Source organism: Acidovorax sp. Leaf73, from assembly GCF_916855635.1.
Classification (GTDB): Bacteria; Pseudomonadota; Gammaproteobacteria; order Burkholderiales; family Burkholderiaceae_C; genus Acidovorax; species Acidovorax facilis.
This window is the reverse complement of record NZ_CAKASI010000004.1, coordinates 119,161-135,765: the sequence shown is the minus strand read 5'-3', so window position 1 is coordinate 135,765 and position 16,605 is coordinate 119,161. Positions and strand designations below refer to the sequence as shown.

Below are 16,605 nucleotides of genomic sequence, written 5' to 3'. Positions count from 1 at the left end.
GCGGCCCTTGCTAGGCGTCCCGCGCCTGGGCCGCGCCGGTTTTGTACGCTCTGCGCGAAGCGCACGATGCAAAGCGTAGCGTCCCGTTTTCTTTTTTCGAGATTGCACTATCCCATGAAGCCTGTACTGCTTGCCCTCATGTTCCTGTCCGAAGAACATCGCGCCCAGATGGCGCAGTCGTTCGAGCTGGTCTACGCGCCCGACGCTGCGCAGGCCGCAGCCGCCATTGCCGAGCATGGCGCGCGCATCACCGTGGTCCTGACCATCGGCGCCACGGGCCTCTCAGCCGCGCAGATCGATGCGTTGCCTGCGCTCACGCTGATTTGCGCGCTGGGCGCAGGCTACGAGAACATCGCCGTGGCCCACGCCAAGGCGCGGGGCGTTGTGGTGGCCACGGGCGCGGGCACCAATGACGACTGCGTGGCCGACCACACCTGGGGCCTGCTGATTGCCGCGCAGCGCCGCATCCTGCCGCTGGATAAGGCCACGCGCGCGGGCATCTGGCGCACGGCCTTGCCGCTGCCTCCCAACGTGTCGCACAAGCGCCTGGGCATCATCGGCCTGGGCACCATCGGCAAGAAGATCGCACAGCGCGCGCTGGGCTTCGAGATCGAGGTGGGCTACCACAACCGCAGCGCGCGCACCGATGTGCCGTACCGCTACTTTGGCGATGTAAAGGCGCTGGCCGAATGGTCGGACTTCCTCGTGGTCGCCACGCCCGGTGGCGCGGGCACCAAGCACCTGGTCAACGCAGACGTGCTGAATGCCCTGGGCGCGCGCGGCGTGGTGGTCAACATCGCGCGCGGCAGCGTGATCGATACCGCCGCCCTGACCGCCGCGCTGGTCGAAGGCCGCATTGCGGCAGCAGGCCTGGATGTGTACGAGAGCGAGCCCGCGCCCCCGGCTGAACTGCTGGACCTGGACAATGTGGTGCTGACACCCCATGTGGCGGGCTGGTCGCCCGAAGCGGTGCAGGCTTCGGTGGACCGTTTCCTGGAAAACGCTCGCCGCCATCTGGCAGGCGAGGCGCCGGTGTCTCCGCTCTGAAATTTGAATGAAAAATGGCTCTAGCGCTTTATGGATAAGCGCAAGCAGCTATCAAATCAGGAGTTTTTGCAATGTCTCTGGATGTCGATGCCTTGCAGGCGCGGCTGCGCGTCTTTGCCGCAGAGCGGCAGTGGCAGCCGTTTCACACCCCCAAGAACCTGGCGATGGCGCTGATGGTGGAAGCGGCAGAACTGACCGAGATTTTTCAGTGGATGACCCCCGAGCAGTCGCTGGCGGTACGTGATGACCCGGCGCTCACGGAGCCCATTGCCGATGAGGTTGCCGATGTGCTCCTGTACCTGCTGCAGCTGGCAGACCACGCGGGTGTGGACCTGGCGCAGGCGGTGGAGAACAAGCTGCGCAAAAACGCCGTCAAACACCCGGCGCCGCGCGTTGGGGGTGCAGCCGTGGGTGGTCGTGATATTTAGATGAAAAGTGGCTCTTCTAGCGAATGCTAGTGATGCCTCTTTAATCGCGCCCTATGGCCCTCATCTTTAAGGTACGACGCTCTTGCGTCTGCCCCAGGAGAAGGCCATGCGACAGCAACAGATGACGCGCTTGATCCACAGCTTGCCCCAGCTGACGCACCACCAGCGCCAGCAACTGGCAAGCTCCTTGCAGGCGCTGCTCGATCACAGTCAAGCCATCGCCGTTGTAGAAGCGCACAGCGGCGGTTCCCGGGCTTGCCCGCGTTGCAACAGCTCCCTGCTCGTCAAGAACGGCTCGGCCAATGGGCTTCAACGTTTCAAGTGCCGCCATTGCGCACGCACCTTCAACGCCTTGACTGGCACACCGCTGGCGCGTTTGCATCTGCGGGACAAGTGGATGGGTCAGGCACAAGCTCTGGGCGAAGGCCTCTCGCTCAATCAGGTGGCCCAGCGCCTGGGCGTGGCGCAAAGCACCGCCTTTCGCTGGCGCCACCGCTTCCTGGCCTGCCCAAGCAACCAGCAGGCTCGCCAGCTTGTGGGCATTGCCGAAGCCGATGAGTCCTACTTCCTGGTCTCCTGCAAAGGCCAAAGAGGGTTGCTGCGCAAGGCCCGTCGCCGGGGAGGTAAAGCGCTGGCTGGCTGCAAGGGTTCGGAGTAAACACCCGTACTGATGGCGCGAGACCGTGCGGGAGCAACGGTCAACCTCATCCTGGAGACGAACAAGGCCGTCAGTGTGCAAGCGGCACTCAAGCCCTTGTTGCCACCGGACACCATCCTGTGCACCGATGGCAGCGTCACTCTGGCCAGTGCAGCGCGACTCTTGGGTGTGCAGCACCAGGCAGTGAACGTGAGCCGGGGCCAGCGGGTGAGCGGCCCCTGGCATGTGCAGAACGTCAATGCCTATGTCAGCAGGCTGCGCGGCTGGATGCAGCACTTCAAGGGCGTTGCAACGAAATACCTTGATTCGTACCTGGGGTGGTTCAGGTTGTTGGACCGATCAGGCCCGATGGGCACACAGCCCGCCCTGGTGCTGGGGACGGCCATGGGGAATCAAGACGTCACTAGCATTCGCTAGAAGAGCCTGAAAAGTGCCTCTGGCGCTTTACTGGTAAGCATTGAAAGCTATCAATAGTGAAGCGACCGGCTCGCACCCTGCAACGATCCAGCGACAGCAAAAAGCCCCGCGAGCGGGGCTTTTATTGGAGGCTTTGGCGAACCAGCGCCTGACTTATTGCTTGCGGGCCGCAATCGCCTTCTCGGCCGAGGTCACCAGGTCGGCACCAATCTGGCCCTTCCACTTGTCATATACCGGGCGTGTGGCCTTCACAAAGGCGGCGCGTTCGGCGGGGCTCAGCTGGGTCACCGTCACGCCCAGTGCGGCGATGTCTTTGAGCAGAGGTTTGTCGGCTTCGACCACGCCCTTGCGGGCCAGGGCGATTTCTTCCTTGCCCGCGTCGATGGCGGCTTGCTTGACGATCTCGCGGTCGGCTGGGGTCCAGCTGTTCCAGATCTCCTTGTTCACCACAAAGATCAGCGGATCGTTCACGTAGCCCCACAGCGTGATGTGCTTTTGCGCCACGCTGTGCAGCTTGGCGGCGGTGAAGATGGATAACGGGTTTTCCTGTCCGTCCACCGCGCCGCTGGCAAAAGCGGGCTGTGCGTCGGCCCAGCTCATCTGCGTGGGGTTGGCGCCCAGGGCGGTGAAGGTGTCGAGGAACAGCGGCGAGCCCACCACGCGAATCTTCAGGCCTTTGAGGTCTTCAGGGCTCTTGATGGCCTTTTTGGAGTTGGAGATTTCGCGGTAGCCGTTCTCGCCCCAGGCCAGTGGCATCACACCGGCCTTGTCCAGCGTGGCGAAGATGCTCTTGCCCACATCGCCCTGCGTCACGGCGTCCACGGCGGCGTAGTCGGGGAACAGGAAGGGCAGCGAGAACAGGTTGAGTTGCTTGACCTGGGGCGACCAGTTGATGGTGGAGCCCACGGCCATGTCGATCACGCCCTGGCGCAGCGCGCTGAATTCACGCGTCTGGTCGCCCTGGATCAGCGACACGCCGGGGTAGAGCTTGATGTTGATGCGGCCATTGGTGCGCTCGCGGACCTTGTTGGCCCACAGCTCGCCGCCCTTGCCCCACGGGAATGCGGGGCCCAGCACCAGCGACATGCGGTATTCGCTCTTGTACGCAGTTTGTGCGATGGCGGCAGGTGCGGTGAAGGCCAGGGCGGCTGCAGCGGCCACGGCAGAGGTGAGGAAGGTGCGCAGTTTCATCGGTTGTCTCCTTGTTGGATGGTGAATGGGTGAGGAAAAATCAGTAGCCCAGCCGTTGGGGCAGCCAGAGCGCAATCTGCGGAAACACGACGACCAGCAGCATCGCCAGCGTCATGGCCAGCACCAGCCAGACGACCCAGCGGGTGGTCTGCTCCATGCGTACACCGGCAATCTTGCTGGACACCATCAGGTTCACGGCCATGGGCGGGGTGAACTGGCCGATGGCCACCGTGAGGGTCAGCACCACGCCGAACCACACCACGTCCCACTGGTAGTGCTGCATGATGGGCATGAGCAGGGGCACAAAGATCAGGAAGATGGAGATGCCGTCGAGGAACATGCCTGCGATCAGCAGCATGACGATCAGCACGCCGAGCACACCCTGCTCGCTCAGCCCCGACTGCACGATGGTGCGGGTGATGGGGTCGATCACTCCCAGGGTGGACAGCGAGAACGCAAAGATGCCAGCCAGCGATACCACCACGAGGATCACGGCCGACAGTTCACCGGCTTCGCGCAGGATGGTGAACAGGTCGCGCACACGGACCGTGCGGTGAATGCACATGCCCACAAACAGGCCGTAGAACACGGCCACCACGGCAGCCTCGGTGGGAGTGAACCAGCCGGCGCGCATGCCGCCCAGAATCACCACCGGCGCGGCCAGCCCCCACGCCGCCTCGCGCAGGCTGCGCCAGAACGGCGGGCGGGGCATGTCGGCTTCAGCGCCACCCATCTTGTGGTGCCGTGCCAGCCACACGGCGGGCACGATCAGCGCAATGCCCGCCAGGATGCCTGGGAACATGCCTGCGGCAAACAAGGCGGGCACCGAGGCGCCCGGCACCAGCACCGAATACACGATGAACGCCACCGAGGGCGGGATGAGGATGTCGGTGGCTGCTGCGCCCGCCACCACACTCGCCGAGTAGGCAGCGGGATACCCGGCGCGCGCCATGGCGGCGATCATGACGCCACCCACCGCCGCTGCGGTAGCAGGGCCCGAGCCGGAGATGCCGCCCAGGAACATGGCCACGGCAATCGCCACCAGCGGCAGCATGCCGGGCCCTCGGCCCACGATGGACACCGCAAAGTTCACCAGCCGCAGCGCCACGCCTGAGCGGTCGAAGATCGAGCCCACCAGCACAAACATCGGGATGGCCAGCAGCGGGTATTTGCCCAGGCCTGCGTAGAAGTTCTGCGGCACGGCCAGCAGGCCGAACCAGGGGGTCTCGGCATTGGCCACGGCAATCGCCGTGGCGCCCGCAAGACCCAGGGCCGCACCAATCGGAACGCCCAGAAACATCATGCCCAGGAAGGCGACAAACAGCAGGGTAGCGATCACGGGCGGGCCTTCGGTGCGGTCGATGCGGCCGATGCACGCCGCAGGCGGGCAAACAGTTGCAGTGCCCGGGCTGTGGTCAGCGCGCACAGCACAGGCAGCCAGACGGTGTACCACCACTGCGGCACACCGATGCCGGGCGATGTCTCTTCAAACCGGTAGTCGTCCCACACCACGCGGATGCTCAGCACCGTGATGAGCCCAAACAACAGCGCCACCATGAGAGCACCAAACTGCGCCAGCACCTGACGCCGGTGCTCGGAGCCGCCATCGGCAAAGAACTCGATGCGTATGTGCAACTGGCGCGCCACGGCGGCGGAGCCGCCGACCATGGCCAGCACGATCATCAGGAACACCGATATTTCTTCGGTCCAGGCGAAGGACGCATCGGTGAAATAGCGCAACACCACGTTCACAAAGGTGATGAGCGCCAGGGCGGCCATGGTCAGGACGATGAGCCAGTCTTCCAGGCGCAGGGAGCGGGGTTCGTCAGCGGCAGCGGGCGCTGCAGGCACTATGGGCGCAGAGGGCTGCCCATCGGGAGTGGAGGTGGACATGAACGCGGGGAGTCAGAAGAACACGGGGCAAATGCCGATCTTGCTGCCCGGCGGCGTTGTGCACCTGGGGCGTTGACCGAGGGAGAAGCGGGGTAGACGCGCTGGGTATTATGCGTCGCTCGCTATGCATGCACAGCATTGGTGCGGGGGCCAGCGCAGCCGGGAGACGCGCATGGAGCCGAGGGCCGCAGGCGCACGGGCCTGTGGAAACCCTGATGCCCGGTGCCAGCACGTTGCAGCGCCCGCGCGGATAATGCGCCGATGGAAACCAAGTGGCTTGAAGATTTCGTCAGTCTTGCGGAAACCCGCAGCTTCAGCCGGTCAGCGCAGCTGCGGCATGTGACGCAGCCCGCGTTCTCGCGGCGCATCCAGGCGCTGGAAGCCTGGGCTGGCACCGATCTGGTGGACCGCAGCTCTTACCCCACCCGACTCACTCCGGCTGGCAAGACCCTGTACGACCAGTCTCTGGAAGTGCTGCAGGCGCTACAGAACACGCGTGCCATGCTGCGGGCGCACACCAGCGCGGGCAAGGACATGATCGAGTTCGCCGTGCCGCACACGCTGGCGTTCACGTTTTTCCCGGCCTGGGTGTCGAGCTTGCACGACAAGTTTGGGCCATTTAAAAGCCGGCTGATTGCGTTGAACGTGCACGACGCCGTGATGCGCCTGGTGGAGGGCGGGTGCGATCTGCTGATTGCCTACCACCACCCTTCGCAGCCCTTCCAGCTGGATGCCGACCGTTACGAGATGGTGAGCCTGGGGCAGGAAGTGATCTCCCCCTACAGCAAGGCCGACGCCGACGGACAACCCGTGCACCGCCTGCCGGGCCGGGCCGGGCAGCCACTGCCCTACCTGGGCTACGCCCCGGGCGCCTATCTGGGGCGCGTGACCGAACTGATCCTGAAGGAATCCGGCACGCCCATCCATCTGGAGCGCGTGTACGAAACCGACATGGCCGAGGGCCTCAAGGCCATGGCGCTCGAAGGCCATGGCGTGGCCTTTCTGCCGCACAGCGCCGTGAAGAAAGAATTGCGTTCGCGCCGCCTGGTCAGCGCAGCACCGGTCGATAGCGAAGGCCTGCAGATGACCATGGATGTGCGCGCCTACCGTGAGAAACCAGCGGGCAAAGAGGCTCCCAAAGGCACGGCACAGGCGCTGTGGATGTACCTTCAAGCGCAGGCCGGGTCATGCTAAGGGTAAATACGGATATAAACACTTTGCATAGTTGCGCGCGCAAACGGCATTGGAATTTCACGGTAACGACACGTACAGTCGGCGCCATCGCTGGGTCGGCTGCCGCAGCGTGTGCCGTCTAAGAGCAGATTCTTAGTCCCCACGGTGGCACGAACATTGCGAATCCGATCCATCCACTCACCGAGACGCCGTATGAAAGTTCAGCATTGGGGAATTGCCTGGGGCCTTGCCGCTGCAAGCTGCGCTTTCGCGGCCTCTGCGCAGGCCTCGGTGCTGGAGCGCATCGGTGCCGGCGGCAAGCTGGTGATTGCGTACCGTGAATCGTCGGTGCCCTTTTCGTACATCGACACCCAGTCCGGCAAGCCGGTGGGTTATGCCATGGACCTGTGCCTGCGCCTGGCCGAGGTGGTGCGCAAGAAAACCGGCAAGAAGGACATGGAGGTCGAGCTTGTAGCGGTCACGCCGGCCAACCGTATCGCCATGATCGAGCAGGGCAAAGCCGACATGGAGTGTGGCTCTACCACCAACAACGCCGAGCGGCGCCAGAAGGTTGCGTTCACCATCCCCCATTTCATCACTGGTGCGCGGCTGCTGGTGAAGACCTCCAGCCCCATCGACCGCGTGGAAGACCTCAATGGCAAGAAGCTGGTGTCCACCAAGGGCACGACACCGCTCAAGGCCGCCGATCAGGCCAACCGCGAGCGCCTGATGGGGATCACCATTGTTGAGGCGCCGGACCACGCCAAGGCGGTCGAGATGGTCGAGAAGGGCGAGGCCGATGCTTTTGTGATGGACGACGTGCTGTTGTATGGCCTGGCCGCCGGGCGGCCTGACCCCAAGGCGCTCAAGGTGGTGGGCCGCTTCATGACCACCGAGCCACTGGCCATCATGCTGCCCAAGAACGACCCCGAGTTCAAAAAGCTGATTGATGAAGAGATGCGCCGTCTGATCACCAGCCGGGACATCTACCCCATTTATGACAAGTGGTTTAACAAACCCATCCCTCCCAACAACACGGTGCTGAACCTCCCGGTCAGCTACTTGTTGCGCGACTTCTGGAAATACCCCACCGACCAGGTTCCGTTCTGACTAATATCCCGGTCGAGGTTTCTGTTTTTGGAGAATGCGACCTGCCGGCACTGCTGGCGTGGGCGAATCTCTAGAATCCCCCCGTTTTTAGCTTCACACACAAGGAGATACCAATGAAGAAGCATTTGCTCGCGGTTGCCGTGACCGCCCTGGCTGCAGGTAGCGCTTTCGCTCAAGCCACCGATACCCTGGCCAAGATCAAGGCCTCGGGTAGCGTGACGCTGGGCGTTCGCGAATCTTCCGGTCTTTCCTACACCCTGGGTAACGGCAAGTTTGTGGGCTTCCACACTGAAATGGGCGAAATCGTCCTGGCCGACATCCAGAAGCAACTGGGCCTGCCCAAGCTGGAAGTCAAGTACCAGCCCGTCACCTCGCAAAACCGTATTCCCCTGGTGACCAATGGCACCGTGGATCTGGAGTGCGGCTCCACCACCAACAATGCCGCCCGCCAAAAGGACGTTGCCTTTGCCGTGACCACCTACGTGGAAGAAGTGCGCACCGTTGTCAAGGCCAACTCGGGCATCACGTCCATCAAGGACCTGAACGGCAAGACCATCGCCACCACCACGGGCACCACTTCGGTGCAAACCCTGCGCAAGCATGAGCGTGCTGGCGGCATCGACTTCAAGGAAGTCTTTGGCAAAGACCACGCTGACAGCTTCCTGATGCTGGAAACCGGCCGCGCCGATGCGTTTGTGATGGACGGCTCCATCCTGGCTGCCAACATCTCCAAGTCCAAGAACCCTGCCGACTACAAGATCGTCGGTGAAGTTCTGAGCGTGGAGCCTATCGCCTGCATGCTGCGCAAGGACGATCCAGCCTTCAAGAAGGCCGTGGACGACTCCATCAAGCGCCAGATTGCAGACGGTTCGCTGGCCAAGCTGTACGACAAGTGGTTCATGCAACCCGTGCCACCGACCAACACCAAGATTGGTCTGCCGATGTCCGACGCTACCAAGGCAGCATGGGCATCGCCCAATGACAAGCCCATGGAAGACTACGCAAAGAAGTAATTTTCTGAACGCTTGTGCCCCTTCGGCCAACCGGTTTGAAGGGGCTTTTTTGTTGGGCTCGCAAAGGGTTGCGCCCAACGCAATACCAAGAATTTAAGGGGTGCTCCTATGAGTTGGGATTGGCAGGTGTTCTGCCAGGACACCATGGACAGGGAAGTCGTGCAAAGCTGCTTTGGCAAGGGCGGCGATATCACCTACCTGGACTGGATGCTGTCGGCCTGGGGTTGGACGGTGTCTGTTTCGGTGCTGGCCTTGGTGCTGGCGCTTGTGTTGGGTTCCTTGATCGGGACGCTGCGTACCTTGCAGGACCGGCCCATGATCGTGCGCTTGGGCAATGCCTGGGTCGAGCTGTTTCGCAACATTCCGTTGCTGGTGCAGATTTTCCTGTGGTACCACGTGCTACCCAGCCTGTTTCCGGTGCTCAGGGGCGTTCCTGGCTTTGCGCTGGTGGTGCTGGCACTGGGCTTCTTCACGTCGGCACGTATTGCCGAGCAGGTGCGCTCCGGCATCCAGGCGTTGCCACGCGGTCAGCGGTACGCAGGTCTGGCCGTAGGCTTCACCACGTTCCAGACCTACCGCTATGTGCTTCTGCCCATGGCGTTTCGCATCATCATCCCGCCGCTGACCAGCGAGACGATGAACATCTTCAAGAACTCGTCCGTGGCGTTTGCCGTGTCGGTGGCTGAACTCACGATGTTTGCCATGCAGGCGCAGGAAGAAACCTCGCGCGGCATCGAGGTCTACCTGGCGGTGACGACGCTGTACATCATCTCGGCATTTGCCATCAACCGCATCATGGCCTTCATCGAAAAACGCGCACGCATCCCTGGCATGGTCGTGAGCGGCGCGGCCGGAGGGGGGCATTGATATGAATATCGATTTCTCCTTCTACAACTGGGAGCTGATCTCCAACTTCGTGCTCAAAGGGCTGTATTTCAGCCTGCTGCTCACGCTCATCGCCACCATCGGTGGCGTGATCTTCGGCACGGTGCTGGCGCTCATGCGCCTGTCGGGCAAGAAGTGGCTGGATGTTCCTGCGACCATCTACGTCAACGGCATGCGATCCATTCCGCTGGTGATGGTGATCCTGTGGTTCTTCCTGCTGGTGCCAGCCATCATCGGCCGCCCCATTGGCGCGGAAGTGTCGGCGATCATTACCTTCATCGCCTTTGAAGCGGCCTACTTCAGCGAAATCATGCGCGCTGGCATCCAGTCCATCCCACGCGGCCAGGTGTATGCCGGCCAGGCGCTGGGCATGACGTACGGCCAGAACATGAAGCTGGTGGTGCTGCCCCAGGCGTTCCGCAACATGCTGCCGGTGCTGCTCACGCAGACCATCATCCTGTTCCAGGACACGTCGCTGGTCTACGCCATCGGTGCCTACGACATGCTCAAGGGCTTTGAAGTGGCGGGCAAGAACTTTGGTCGTCCGATCGAGGCATACCTGGCCGCTGCGGTTCTGTACTTCATCATGTGCTACGCGCTGTCCTGGGCGGTCAAGCGCTTGCACCAGAAGATCGCGATCATCCGCTGATCGATGCTGGTGCAAAAGAGATTGGATTGAGGAAAAAGAAATGATCGAACTCAAAAACGTATCCAAGTGGTATGGCCCGGTGCAGGTGCTCAACGAATGCACGGCCACCATCCAAAAGGGTGAAGTGGTGGTGGTGTGCGGCCCCTCGGGCTCAGGCAAGTCCACGCTGATCAAGACCATCAACGCGCTCGAACCCTTCCAGAAGGGCGAGATCACGGTGGACGGAATTGCACTGCACGACCCCAAGACCGACCTGCCCAAGCTGCGCAGCCGCGTAGGCATGGTGTTCCAGCATTTCGAGTTGTTTCCGCACCTGTCGGTGACGGACAACCTGACCATTGCGCAGATCAAGGTGTTGGGCCGCAGTGCGGACGACGCCAAGAAGCGCGGTCTGAAGATGCTCGAACGTGTGGGCCTGATGGCGCACAAGGACAAGTTCCCCGGCCAGCTCTCGGGCGGCCAGCAGCAGCGTGTGGCCATTGCGCGCGCGCTGTCGATGGACCCCATCGTGATGCTGTTCGACGAGCCCACCTCCGCGCTCGACCCCGAAATGGTCGGCGAAGTGCTGGACGTGATGGTGGGTCTGGCCAACGAAGGCATGACCATGATGTGCGTGACCCACGAAATGGGCTTTGCCCGCAAGGTGAGCAACCGCGTGATCTTCATGGACGTGGGCGGCAAGATCCTGGAAGACTGCTCCAAGGACGACTTCTTCAACAACCCCGACGCACGCCAGCCGCGTACCAAGGACTTCCTCAACAAGATCCTGCAGCACTGAACGGTGCTTGCACGCCCGTGCCGCAGGGGTTTGGGGCTTCATAAAGCGCTCTCCGGAGCGCTTTTTTCATGGGGCCCCCCAAGGCTGAACGACTGCTGCGCGCAGGCTAACGCTTGCCCCGCCGACCGGCTGGCGGGTGGCCTTCCACGATGAGCTGCGACTCGAAATCCGTCCACAGATCATCGCGCCGCTTCAGTGCCTCGGACACCGCCTTGTGCCGCAGCTGGGCCACGGCCGACACCAGCGCGTTGCACAGGAAGAACGCGGCGGTGTACGAGTCGAACGGCGATGCGTTGGACGTGCGCACCTGCAGCCGGTGGTGGGACAGCGCGGCCAAGGGCGCTGCGGCGCTGTCGGTGATCGCCAGCACGTGGGCCCCCGCGTCGCGAAAGCGCTGCGCCACTTTCACCGGCCCGCTGGCGTAGCGGCGGATGCTGAAGACCAGCAAGGCATCTTCGGGCTGGATCCACAGCAGCTGGTCGGTGGCGTCCACCGCGCCAGCCCCCAGTTCGTGCACGCCCGGGCGGCACATGTTCAGGTGCAGCGCCAGCCAGGCGGCCACTGGGGCGCTGTTGATCTGCGCCAGCACAAAGATGCGTCCCTTGCCCTGTGCAATGCGCGCCACCATGGCCTCGAAGGCCGCCATGTCCAGCCCGTCGCGCGTGGTGGTGAGGTTGTGCTGGTCGTGCAGCAGCGCATCGTCCACGCACTGTTGCAGGCTGCGCCGGGTGCCGATGGTGACGGGTGCGCGCTGCCCGGCCGTTTGCAGCAGGGCGGTGACCTCGGCCCGCGCCTCGCGCTGGGCCTCGGCATAGCTGCCGTAGCCCAGCTTGGCAAACAGCCGCACCACGGTCGATGCACTGGTGCCAGTGCGCGCAGCGAGGGCGGTGGCGGACTCCAGCAGGGCGTGGGGGTAGTCGCGCCCCAGGGCCTCGGCCAGCGCCCGTTCGCTGGCTGTCAGGTCGGCGTCCTGGCGGGCCAGCCGCTCGGTCAGCAAGGCGCTGGATTCGTGCAATGATGATTTCATAAAATTCTCATTCGTGCAAAATACGTTGCAGAACCCCGGGTCGCGTGCAACACTGCGACCCAAATTTTGCCCCTACCTGGGGCTTGCCCAAGGACAACGATGCTCAATACCCTGAATGAAGGTCTGCTGCCGGTGCGTGCGCAGGTCCTGGACTGGCTGGCCAGACAGCAGCAGTCCATGCAAGACCTGTTGCAAAAAGTGGTCAATATCGAGAGCGGCAGCCGCAATGAGGCGGGCGTGACGGCCGTGGCGCATGCCCTGGCCGAGCGCCTGCAGGCGGCCGGTGTTCCGGTGCAGTTTGAGCCCGTGCCCGGCTATGGCGTGCTGCTGCATGCGCAGGTCAACCCGGCAGAGGGCGCTGCAGCCGATGGCGCGCCCATCATCCTCATGGGGCACATGGACACGGTGTTTCCAGATGGCACCGTGGCCAAGCGCCCCTACCGCGAAGAAGCAGGGCGCGCCTACGGCCCCGGCGTGGCCGATATGAAGTCCGGCCTGGTGCTCAACGTGTTTGTGGCCGAGGCCTTTGCTCGCTGCGGCGGCCTGCAGGCACCGCTGCACCTGTTCTTCTCGTGCGATGAAGAGATCGGTTCGCCCGCCACGCGTGACCTCATCATGGCCCGCGTGCGGGGGGCGCGTGCCGTGTTCAACGCCGAGCCGGGCCGCGTCAGCGGCAACGTGGTCACCAGCCGCAAGGGCTCGATGGTGGTGGAATTCGAGGTGCAGGGCGTGGCCGCGCATGCAGGCATCAACCACGCCGCTGGCGCCAGCGCCATCGAAGCCCTGGCCCGCAAGACCTTGGCGCTGCATGCGCTGACCGACCCAGCCACGGGCGTCACCTGCAACGTGGGCGTGGTGCAGGGCGGCATCGTGCCCAACATGGTCGCCCCACACGCACGCGCCGAGGTGGACCTGCGCTTCACCGCCGACACCGACCCCGACCAACTGCTGGGGCGCGTGCGCGCCATCGTCGAAGAAGAGTCCGTGCCCCGCACCCAGGGCCGTGTCATCGCCGCGCGCCGCACGATGCCCATGAAGCCCACCCCGGACGACTTGCTGGCTCTGTACCAGCAAGGCGCAAGCGCGCTGGGCTTTGAGGTGCAAGGCGAATTCACCGGCGGCGCGGCCGACAGCGGCCTGACCGCATCGGTGGGCGTGCCCACGCTGTGTGCCACGGGCCCGGTGGGCGGACATGCACACACCGAACGCGAGTACTGCGAGCTGTCCACCTTTGTGCCGCGCGCGCAGGCCGTGGCGCTGGCCGTGCTGTCACACCCTTGATTCTTTCCGCATCTTTTCAACCTGTTTCTTGAGTTCTTTGACCGCCATGAACACCACACCTTCCCGCCGCCACCTTCTGACTACCGGACTGGGCCTTGCCGGTCTTGCCGCGCTGCCCGCCATGGCACAAGACAAGTTCCCTTCGCGCCCGATCACGCTGGTGGTGCCGTTCCCGCCCGGTGGGTCGGTGGACATCATGGCGCGCCAGTATTCCGAGCCGCTGTCGCGCGTGCTGGGCGTGCCCATCGTTGTGGAAAACCGCGCCGGCGCGGGTGGCTCGGTGGGCGCGCAGTATGTGGCGCGCTCCAAGGCCGACGGCTACACCCTGGTGGTGTCGTCGCAAAGCAGCCACCTGGCCAACCCGCTCACCCAGCCCAAGATCGGCTACGACCCCGTCAAGGATTTTGAAAACATCGCCATCCTGGGCCGCCAGCCCAACGCCCTGGTGGTGCACAGCAGCCTGCCTTTCAAGACCTTCAAGGAGTTCATCGACTACGCCAAGAAGAACCCCGGCAAGCTCAACTACGGCAGCGGTGGCGTGGGCAGCATGGGCCAGCTCAATGTGGAGATGCTCAAGGTCTCCACGGGCGTGTTCACCACGCACATTCCCTACCGTGGGGGCACGCCGCTGATCACGGGCGTGCTGGGCAACGAGGTGCAGTTCATCCTCGACAACCTGGTCATCATGCTGCCGCACATCCAGGCGGGCAAGGTGCGCGCCCTGGCCGTAGCGGCCGACCAGCGCCTGCCCCAGCTGCCCGATGTGCCCACCATGGCCGAGGTCGGTCACCCCGAGCTGAACCTCACCTCATGGACGGGCTTGGCCGCGCCCGCGGGCACGCCTGAAGCGGTGGTGCAGACGCTGTACAAAGCCGTGCGCCAGGTTGCCACATCGCCCGCCATGGTGACGAACCTCAAGGAGCGCGGCGTGATCGTGCCCGAAGAGATGCCGCCCGCCGCGTTCGAAAAGATGATGGCAGAGCGCCTGGTGAAGTTTGGCGATGTGGTGCGCAAGGCAGGCATCACCGCCGAATGACGCGGTGTTGCTCTGAATTTTGAGTGTTTTTGGCTGCTAGCGCTGATTGGATAAGCGCTAGCAGCTATCAAAACAATAGTTGATAACCCGATGGGACAATGCTGCCCATGACAGCCGCACTCCACACCCCCACCGCGCCCACCACCCTCACCATCACCCGCCCCGACGACTGGCACCTGCACGTGCGCGACGGCGAGCCCCTGCACACCGTCGTGCCCCACACCGCCGCCCAGTTCGGCCGCGCGATCATCATGCCCAACCTGCGCCCGCCCGTGACCACGGCCGAGCAGGCACTGGCCTACAAGCAGCGCATCCTGGCCGCCGTGCCCGCCGGCATGAGCTTCGAGCCGCTGATGACGCTGTACCTGACCGACAACCTGCCGCCGGAAGAAATCGTGCGTGCCAAGGCCGCAGGCGTGGTCGCCTGCAAGCTCTACCCCGCAGGCGCCACCACCAACAGCGACGCGGGCGTGACGGACCTGCGCAAGACCTACAAGACGCTTGAAGCCATGCAGAGAGCCGGCATGCTGCTGCTGGTGCACGGCGAGGTGACCAGCAGCGACATCGACCTGTTCGACCGCGAAGCCGTGTTCATCGAGCAGCAGCTCATCCCGCTGCGCCGCGACTTCCCCGAGCTGAAGATCGTCTTCGAGCACATCACCACCAAGGACGCGGCGGACTACGTGGCAAGTGCCGATCGCTTCACCGCCGCCACCATCACCGCGCACCACCTGCTGTACAACCGCAACGCCATCTTCATCGGTGGCGTGCGCCCGCACTATTACTGCCTGCCCGTGCTCAAGCGCGAAACCCACCGCGTGGCCCTGGTGCAGGCCGCCACCAGCGGCAGCAACAAGTTCTTCCTGGGCACCGACAGCGCTCCGCACCCTGCGCACCTCAAGGAACATGCCACCGGCTGCGCGGGCTGCTACACCGCCCACGCGGCCATCGAGATGTATGCCGAGGCGTTCGACAACGCCGGTGCGCTCGACCAGCTCGAAGGTTTCGCCAGCTTCCACGGCCCCGATTTCTACAGCCTGCCGCGCAACACCGGCAGCATCACCCTGCGCCGCGAGTCGTGGACACCGCCCGATAGCTTTGCGTTTGGCGAAGCTGAGCTCAAGCCCCTGCGCGCTGGTGAAGCCCTGCCGTGGCGGTTGGTGTAAGCGAAGCCTTCGACGCCATCGACTGGAGCGCCCCCTGGCTGGCGCCGTGGCGCAATCAGGGCCAGCCCGTGGCGCAGCAGCTGCAGCACGATACTGCAGTGCACCGGGCGTTGCAGGCCGCAGCGCCGCCAGCGTTGCCGGTGGGTTTTGTGCCCCAGTCCGAGCTGCCCGAAGGCACGGCCTACGAGCAGTACATCTGGGACACCCACAGGGTGCCCACGCGCGACAACCTGCACGACTTCTTCAACGGCCTGGTCTGGCAACAGTTTCCGCACACCAAGCGGCGCCTGAACGAGCTGCAGGCCCGGGCCATCGCCGCCGATGGTGTGCAGGCTGTGCGCGGGCCGTTGCGCGATGCGCTCACGGTGTTTGACGAGAACGGCGCCGTACTGCAGGCGCCGCCCGCGCTGTGGGCCGCGCTCAGGGTGCGAGACTGGCAGCGCCTGTTCATCGACCTGCGCCCGCTGTGGGGGCAGGCCCGGCTGGTGGTGTTCGGGCACGCGCTGCTTGAAAAGCTGGTTATCCCTCGAAAACCCATGGTGGCGCATGTGTATCAGGCGCCAGTAGCTATTGAATCAATAGCAATTTTGGATGCTTGGCTGGCGCAGGAAATTCAGCCGCAGCCGTGGTCTGCCAAGCCCTTCACCCCGCTGCCCGTGCTGGGCGTACCCGGCTGGTGGCCCCCTAACGAGACGCCGGACTTTTATGCCGACACCCAGGTGTTCCGCCGGCCCCGGGCTGTGTCAGGGGGCTAATTCCCGTCAACGCTTGTGTGATAAGGCCTGTGCGCGGGTTTGCACCTACCATAGCGCGATGAAATCGCGGCCATGGGGCTGCCAGGGGCGTGCAGTGG

At 63.8% G+C, this 16,605-nt stretch carries 16 protein-coding genes and 1 pseudogene; 13 read left to right on the top strand and 4 right to left on the bottom strand.

Features of this window, described 5'->3' with window-relative positions:
• Positions 1–114: 114 nt before the first annotated feature.
• The 3 genes and pseudogenes from LPA35_RS13865 to LPA35_RS13855 all read left to right on the top strand — a co-directional run bounded on the left by LPA35_RS13865 (position 115) and on the right by LPA35_RS13855 (position 2,550).
• Positions 115–1,047, top strand: coding sequence for a 2-hydroxyacid dehydrogenase (locus LPA35_RS13865; protein ID WP_228897376.1), 933 nt, complete (start codon positions 115–117; stop codon positions 1,045–1,047).
• A 71-nt stretch (positions 1,048–1,118) separates the two neighbouring features.
• Entirely contained in the window at positions 1,119–1,475 is a 357-nt protein-coding gene (locus tag LPA35_RS13860) for a nucleotide pyrophosphohydrolase (RefSeq protein WP_228897375.1), read from the top strand.
• Positions 1,476–1,581: 106 nt separating this feature from the next.
• Positions 1,582–2,550 (top strand): annotated as a pseudogene (locus LPA35_RS13855) (IS1595 family transposase).
• A gap of 153 nt (positions 2,551–2,703) precedes the next feature.
• Here the strand turns inward: LPA35_RS13855 and LPA35_RS13850 are convergent.
• The 3 genes from LPA35_RS13850 to LPA35_RS13840 are packed head-to-tail and all read right to left on the bottom strand — an operon-like array spanning position 2,704 to position 5,634.
• Entirely contained in the window at positions 2,704–3,741 is a 1,038-nt protein-coding gene (locus LPA35_RS13850) for a DctP family TRAP transporter solute-binding subunit (protein WP_121507577.1), read from the bottom strand.
• A gap of 40 nt (positions 3,742–3,781) precedes the next feature.
• Positions 3,782–5,080, bottom strand: a complete 1,299-nt coding sequence (locus LPA35_RS13845) for a TRAP transporter large permease (protein ID WP_228897374.1) — start codon at positions 5,078–5,080, stop codon at positions 3,782–3,784.
• Entirely contained in the window at positions 5,077–5,634 is a 558-nt protein-coding gene (locus LPA35_RS13840; protein WP_121422278.1) for a TRAP transporter small permease, read from the bottom strand. Before LPA35_RS13840 ends, LPA35_RS13845 begins: the two co-directional genes overlap by 4 nt.
• Before the next feature lie 261 nt (positions 5,635–5,895).
• On the opposite strand from LPA35_RS13840, the gene LPA35_RS13835 reads away from it, so the two are divergent.
• The 6 genes from LPA35_RS13835 to LPA35_RS13810 all read left to right on the top strand — a co-directional run bounded on the left by LPA35_RS13835 (position 5,896) and on the right by LPA35_RS13810 (position 11,242).
• Entirely contained in the window at positions 5,896–6,828 is a 933-nt protein-coding gene (locus tag LPA35_RS13835; protein WP_055400828.1) for a LysR family transcriptional regulator, read from the top strand.
• A 192-nt stretch (positions 6,829–7,020) separates the two neighbouring features.
• On the top strand, positions 7,021–7,917 hold the full coding sequence (locus tag LPA35_RS13830) for an amino acid ABC transporter substrate-binding protein (protein ID WP_121422279.1): 897 nt from the start codon (positions 7,021–7,023) through the stop codon (positions 7,915–7,917).
• 113 nt (positions 7,918–8,030) lie between these two features.
• Positions 8,031–8,930: an amino acid ABC transporter substrate-binding protein gene (locus LPA35_RS13825; RefSeq protein WP_228897373.1), complete on the top strand. Its 900-nt coding sequence runs from the start codon at positions 8,031–8,033 to the stop codon at positions 8,928–8,930.
• Between the two features lie 108 nt (positions 8,931–9,038).
• Positions 9,039–9,797, top strand: coding sequence for an amino acid ABC transporter permease (locus LPA35_RS13820; protein ID WP_055400823.1), 759 nt, complete (start codon positions 9,039–9,041; stop codon positions 9,795–9,797).
• A gap of 1 nt (position 9,798) precedes the next feature.
• On the top strand, positions 9,799–10,464 hold the full coding sequence (locus LPA35_RS13815) for an amino acid ABC transporter permease (RefSeq protein WP_055400821.1): 666 nt from the start codon (positions 9,799–9,801) through the stop codon (positions 10,462–10,464).
• Between the two features lie 40 nt (positions 10,465–10,504).
• Positions 10,505–11,242 carry an amino acid ABC transporter ATP-binding protein gene (locus LPA35_RS13810; protein ID WP_055400819.1) on the top strand — a complete coding sequence of 246 codons (738 nt, stop codon included), beginning with the start codon at positions 10,505–10,507 and terminating at the stop codon, positions 11,240–11,242.
• Positions 11,243–11,348: 106 nt separating this feature from the next.
• Here LPA35_RS13810 and LPA35_RS13805 read toward each other — a convergent pair whose 3' ends face one another.
• Entirely contained in the window at positions 11,349–12,269 is a 921-nt protein-coding gene (locus LPA35_RS13805) for a MurR/RpiR family transcriptional regulator (protein ID WP_228897372.1), read from the bottom strand.
• 99 nt (positions 12,270–12,368) lie between these two features.
• Here LPA35_RS13805 and LPA35_RS13800 point away from each other — a divergent pair, with 99 nt between their 5' ends.
• The 4 genes from LPA35_RS13800 to LPA35_RS13785 all read left to right on the top strand — a co-directional run bounded on the left by LPA35_RS13800 (position 12,369) and on the right by LPA35_RS13785 (position 16,507).
• On the top strand, positions 12,369–13,550 hold the full coding sequence (locus LPA35_RS13800; protein ID WP_228897371.1) for a M20 family metallopeptidase: 1,182 nt from the start codon (positions 12,369–12,371) through the stop codon (positions 13,548–13,550).
• Between the two features lie 46 nt (positions 13,551–13,596).
• Positions 13,597–14,586, top strand: coding sequence for a tripartite tricarboxylate transporter substrate binding protein (locus LPA35_RS13795; protein ID WP_055400813.1), 990 nt, complete (start codon positions 13,597–13,599; stop codon positions 14,584–14,586).
• A gap of 98 nt (positions 14,587–14,684) precedes the next feature.
• The gene (gene pyrC, locus LPA35_RS13790) at positions 14,685–15,752 is read left to right on the top strand and encodes a dihydroorotase (protein ID WP_370641449.1); all 1,068 of its coding nucleotides are present in this window, start codon (positions 14,685–14,687) and stop codon (positions 15,750–15,752) included.
• Complete coding sequence (locus LPA35_RS13785) at positions 15,737–16,507, top strand: DUF3025 domain-containing protein (protein WP_228897369.1); 771 nt, start codon at positions 15,737–15,739, stop codon at positions 16,505–16,507. The genes pyrC and LPA35_RS13785 overlap by 16 nt, the downstream gene beginning before the upstream one ends.
• The last annotated feature ends 98 nt before the right edge of the window (positions 16,508–16,605 follow it).

Bases quoted from the DNA above. Each gene is read 5' to 3' on its own strand.
- LPA35_RS13865 (WP_228897376.1), top strand. From the start codon at position 115: ATGAAGCCTGTACTGCTTGCCCTCATGTTCCTGTCCGAAGAACATCGC.
- LPA35_RS13860 (WP_228897375.1), top strand. From the start codon at position 1,119: ATGTCTCTGGATGTCGATGCCTTGCAGGCGCGGCTGCGCGTCTTTGCC.
- LPA35_RS13850 (WP_121507577.1), bottom strand. From the start codon at position 3,741: ATGAAACTGCGCACCTTCCTCACCTCTGCCGTGGCCGCTGCAGCCGCC.
- LPA35_RS13840 (WP_121422278.1), bottom strand. From the start codon at position 5,634: ATGTCCACCTCCACTCCCGATGGGCAGCCCTCTGCGCCCATAGTGCCT.
- LPA35_RS13835 (WP_055400828.1), top strand. From the start codon at position 5,896: ATGGAAACCAAGTGGCTTGAAGATTTCGTCAGTCTTGCGGAAACCCGC.
- LPA35_RS13830 (WP_121422279.1), top strand. From the start codon at position 7,021: ATGAAAGTTCAGCATTGGGGAATTGCCTGGGGCCTTGCCGCTGCAAGC.
- LPA35_RS13825 (WP_228897373.1), top strand. From the start codon at position 8,031: ATGAAGAAGCATTTGCTCGCGGTTGCCGTGACCGCCCTGGCTGCAGGT.
- LPA35_RS13820 (WP_055400823.1), top strand. From the start codon at position 9,039: ATGAGTTGGGATTGGCAGGTGTTCTGCCAGGACACCATGGACAGGGAA.
- LPA35_RS13815 (WP_055400821.1), top strand. From the start codon at position 9,799: ATGAATATCGATTTCTCCTTCTACAACTGGGAGCTGATCTCCAACTTC.
- LPA35_RS13810 (WP_055400819.1), top strand. From the start codon at position 10,505: ATGATCGAACTCAAAAACGTATCCAAGTGGTATGGCCCGGTGCAGGTG.
- LPA35_RS13805 (WP_228897372.1), bottom strand. From the start codon at position 12,269: ATGAAATCATCATTGCACGAATCCAGCGCCTTGCTGACCGAGCGGCTG.
- LPA35_RS13800 (WP_228897371.1), top strand. From the start codon at position 12,369: ATGCTCAATACCCTGAATGAAGGTCTGCTGCCGGTGCGTGCGCAGGTC.
- LPA35_RS13795 (WP_055400813.1), top strand. From the start codon at position 13,597: ATGAACACCACACCTTCCCGCCGCCACCTTCTGACTACCGGACTGGGC.
- pyrC (WP_370641449.1), top strand. From the start codon at position 14,685: ATGCTGCCCATGACAGCCGCACTCCACACCCCCACCGCGCCCACCACC.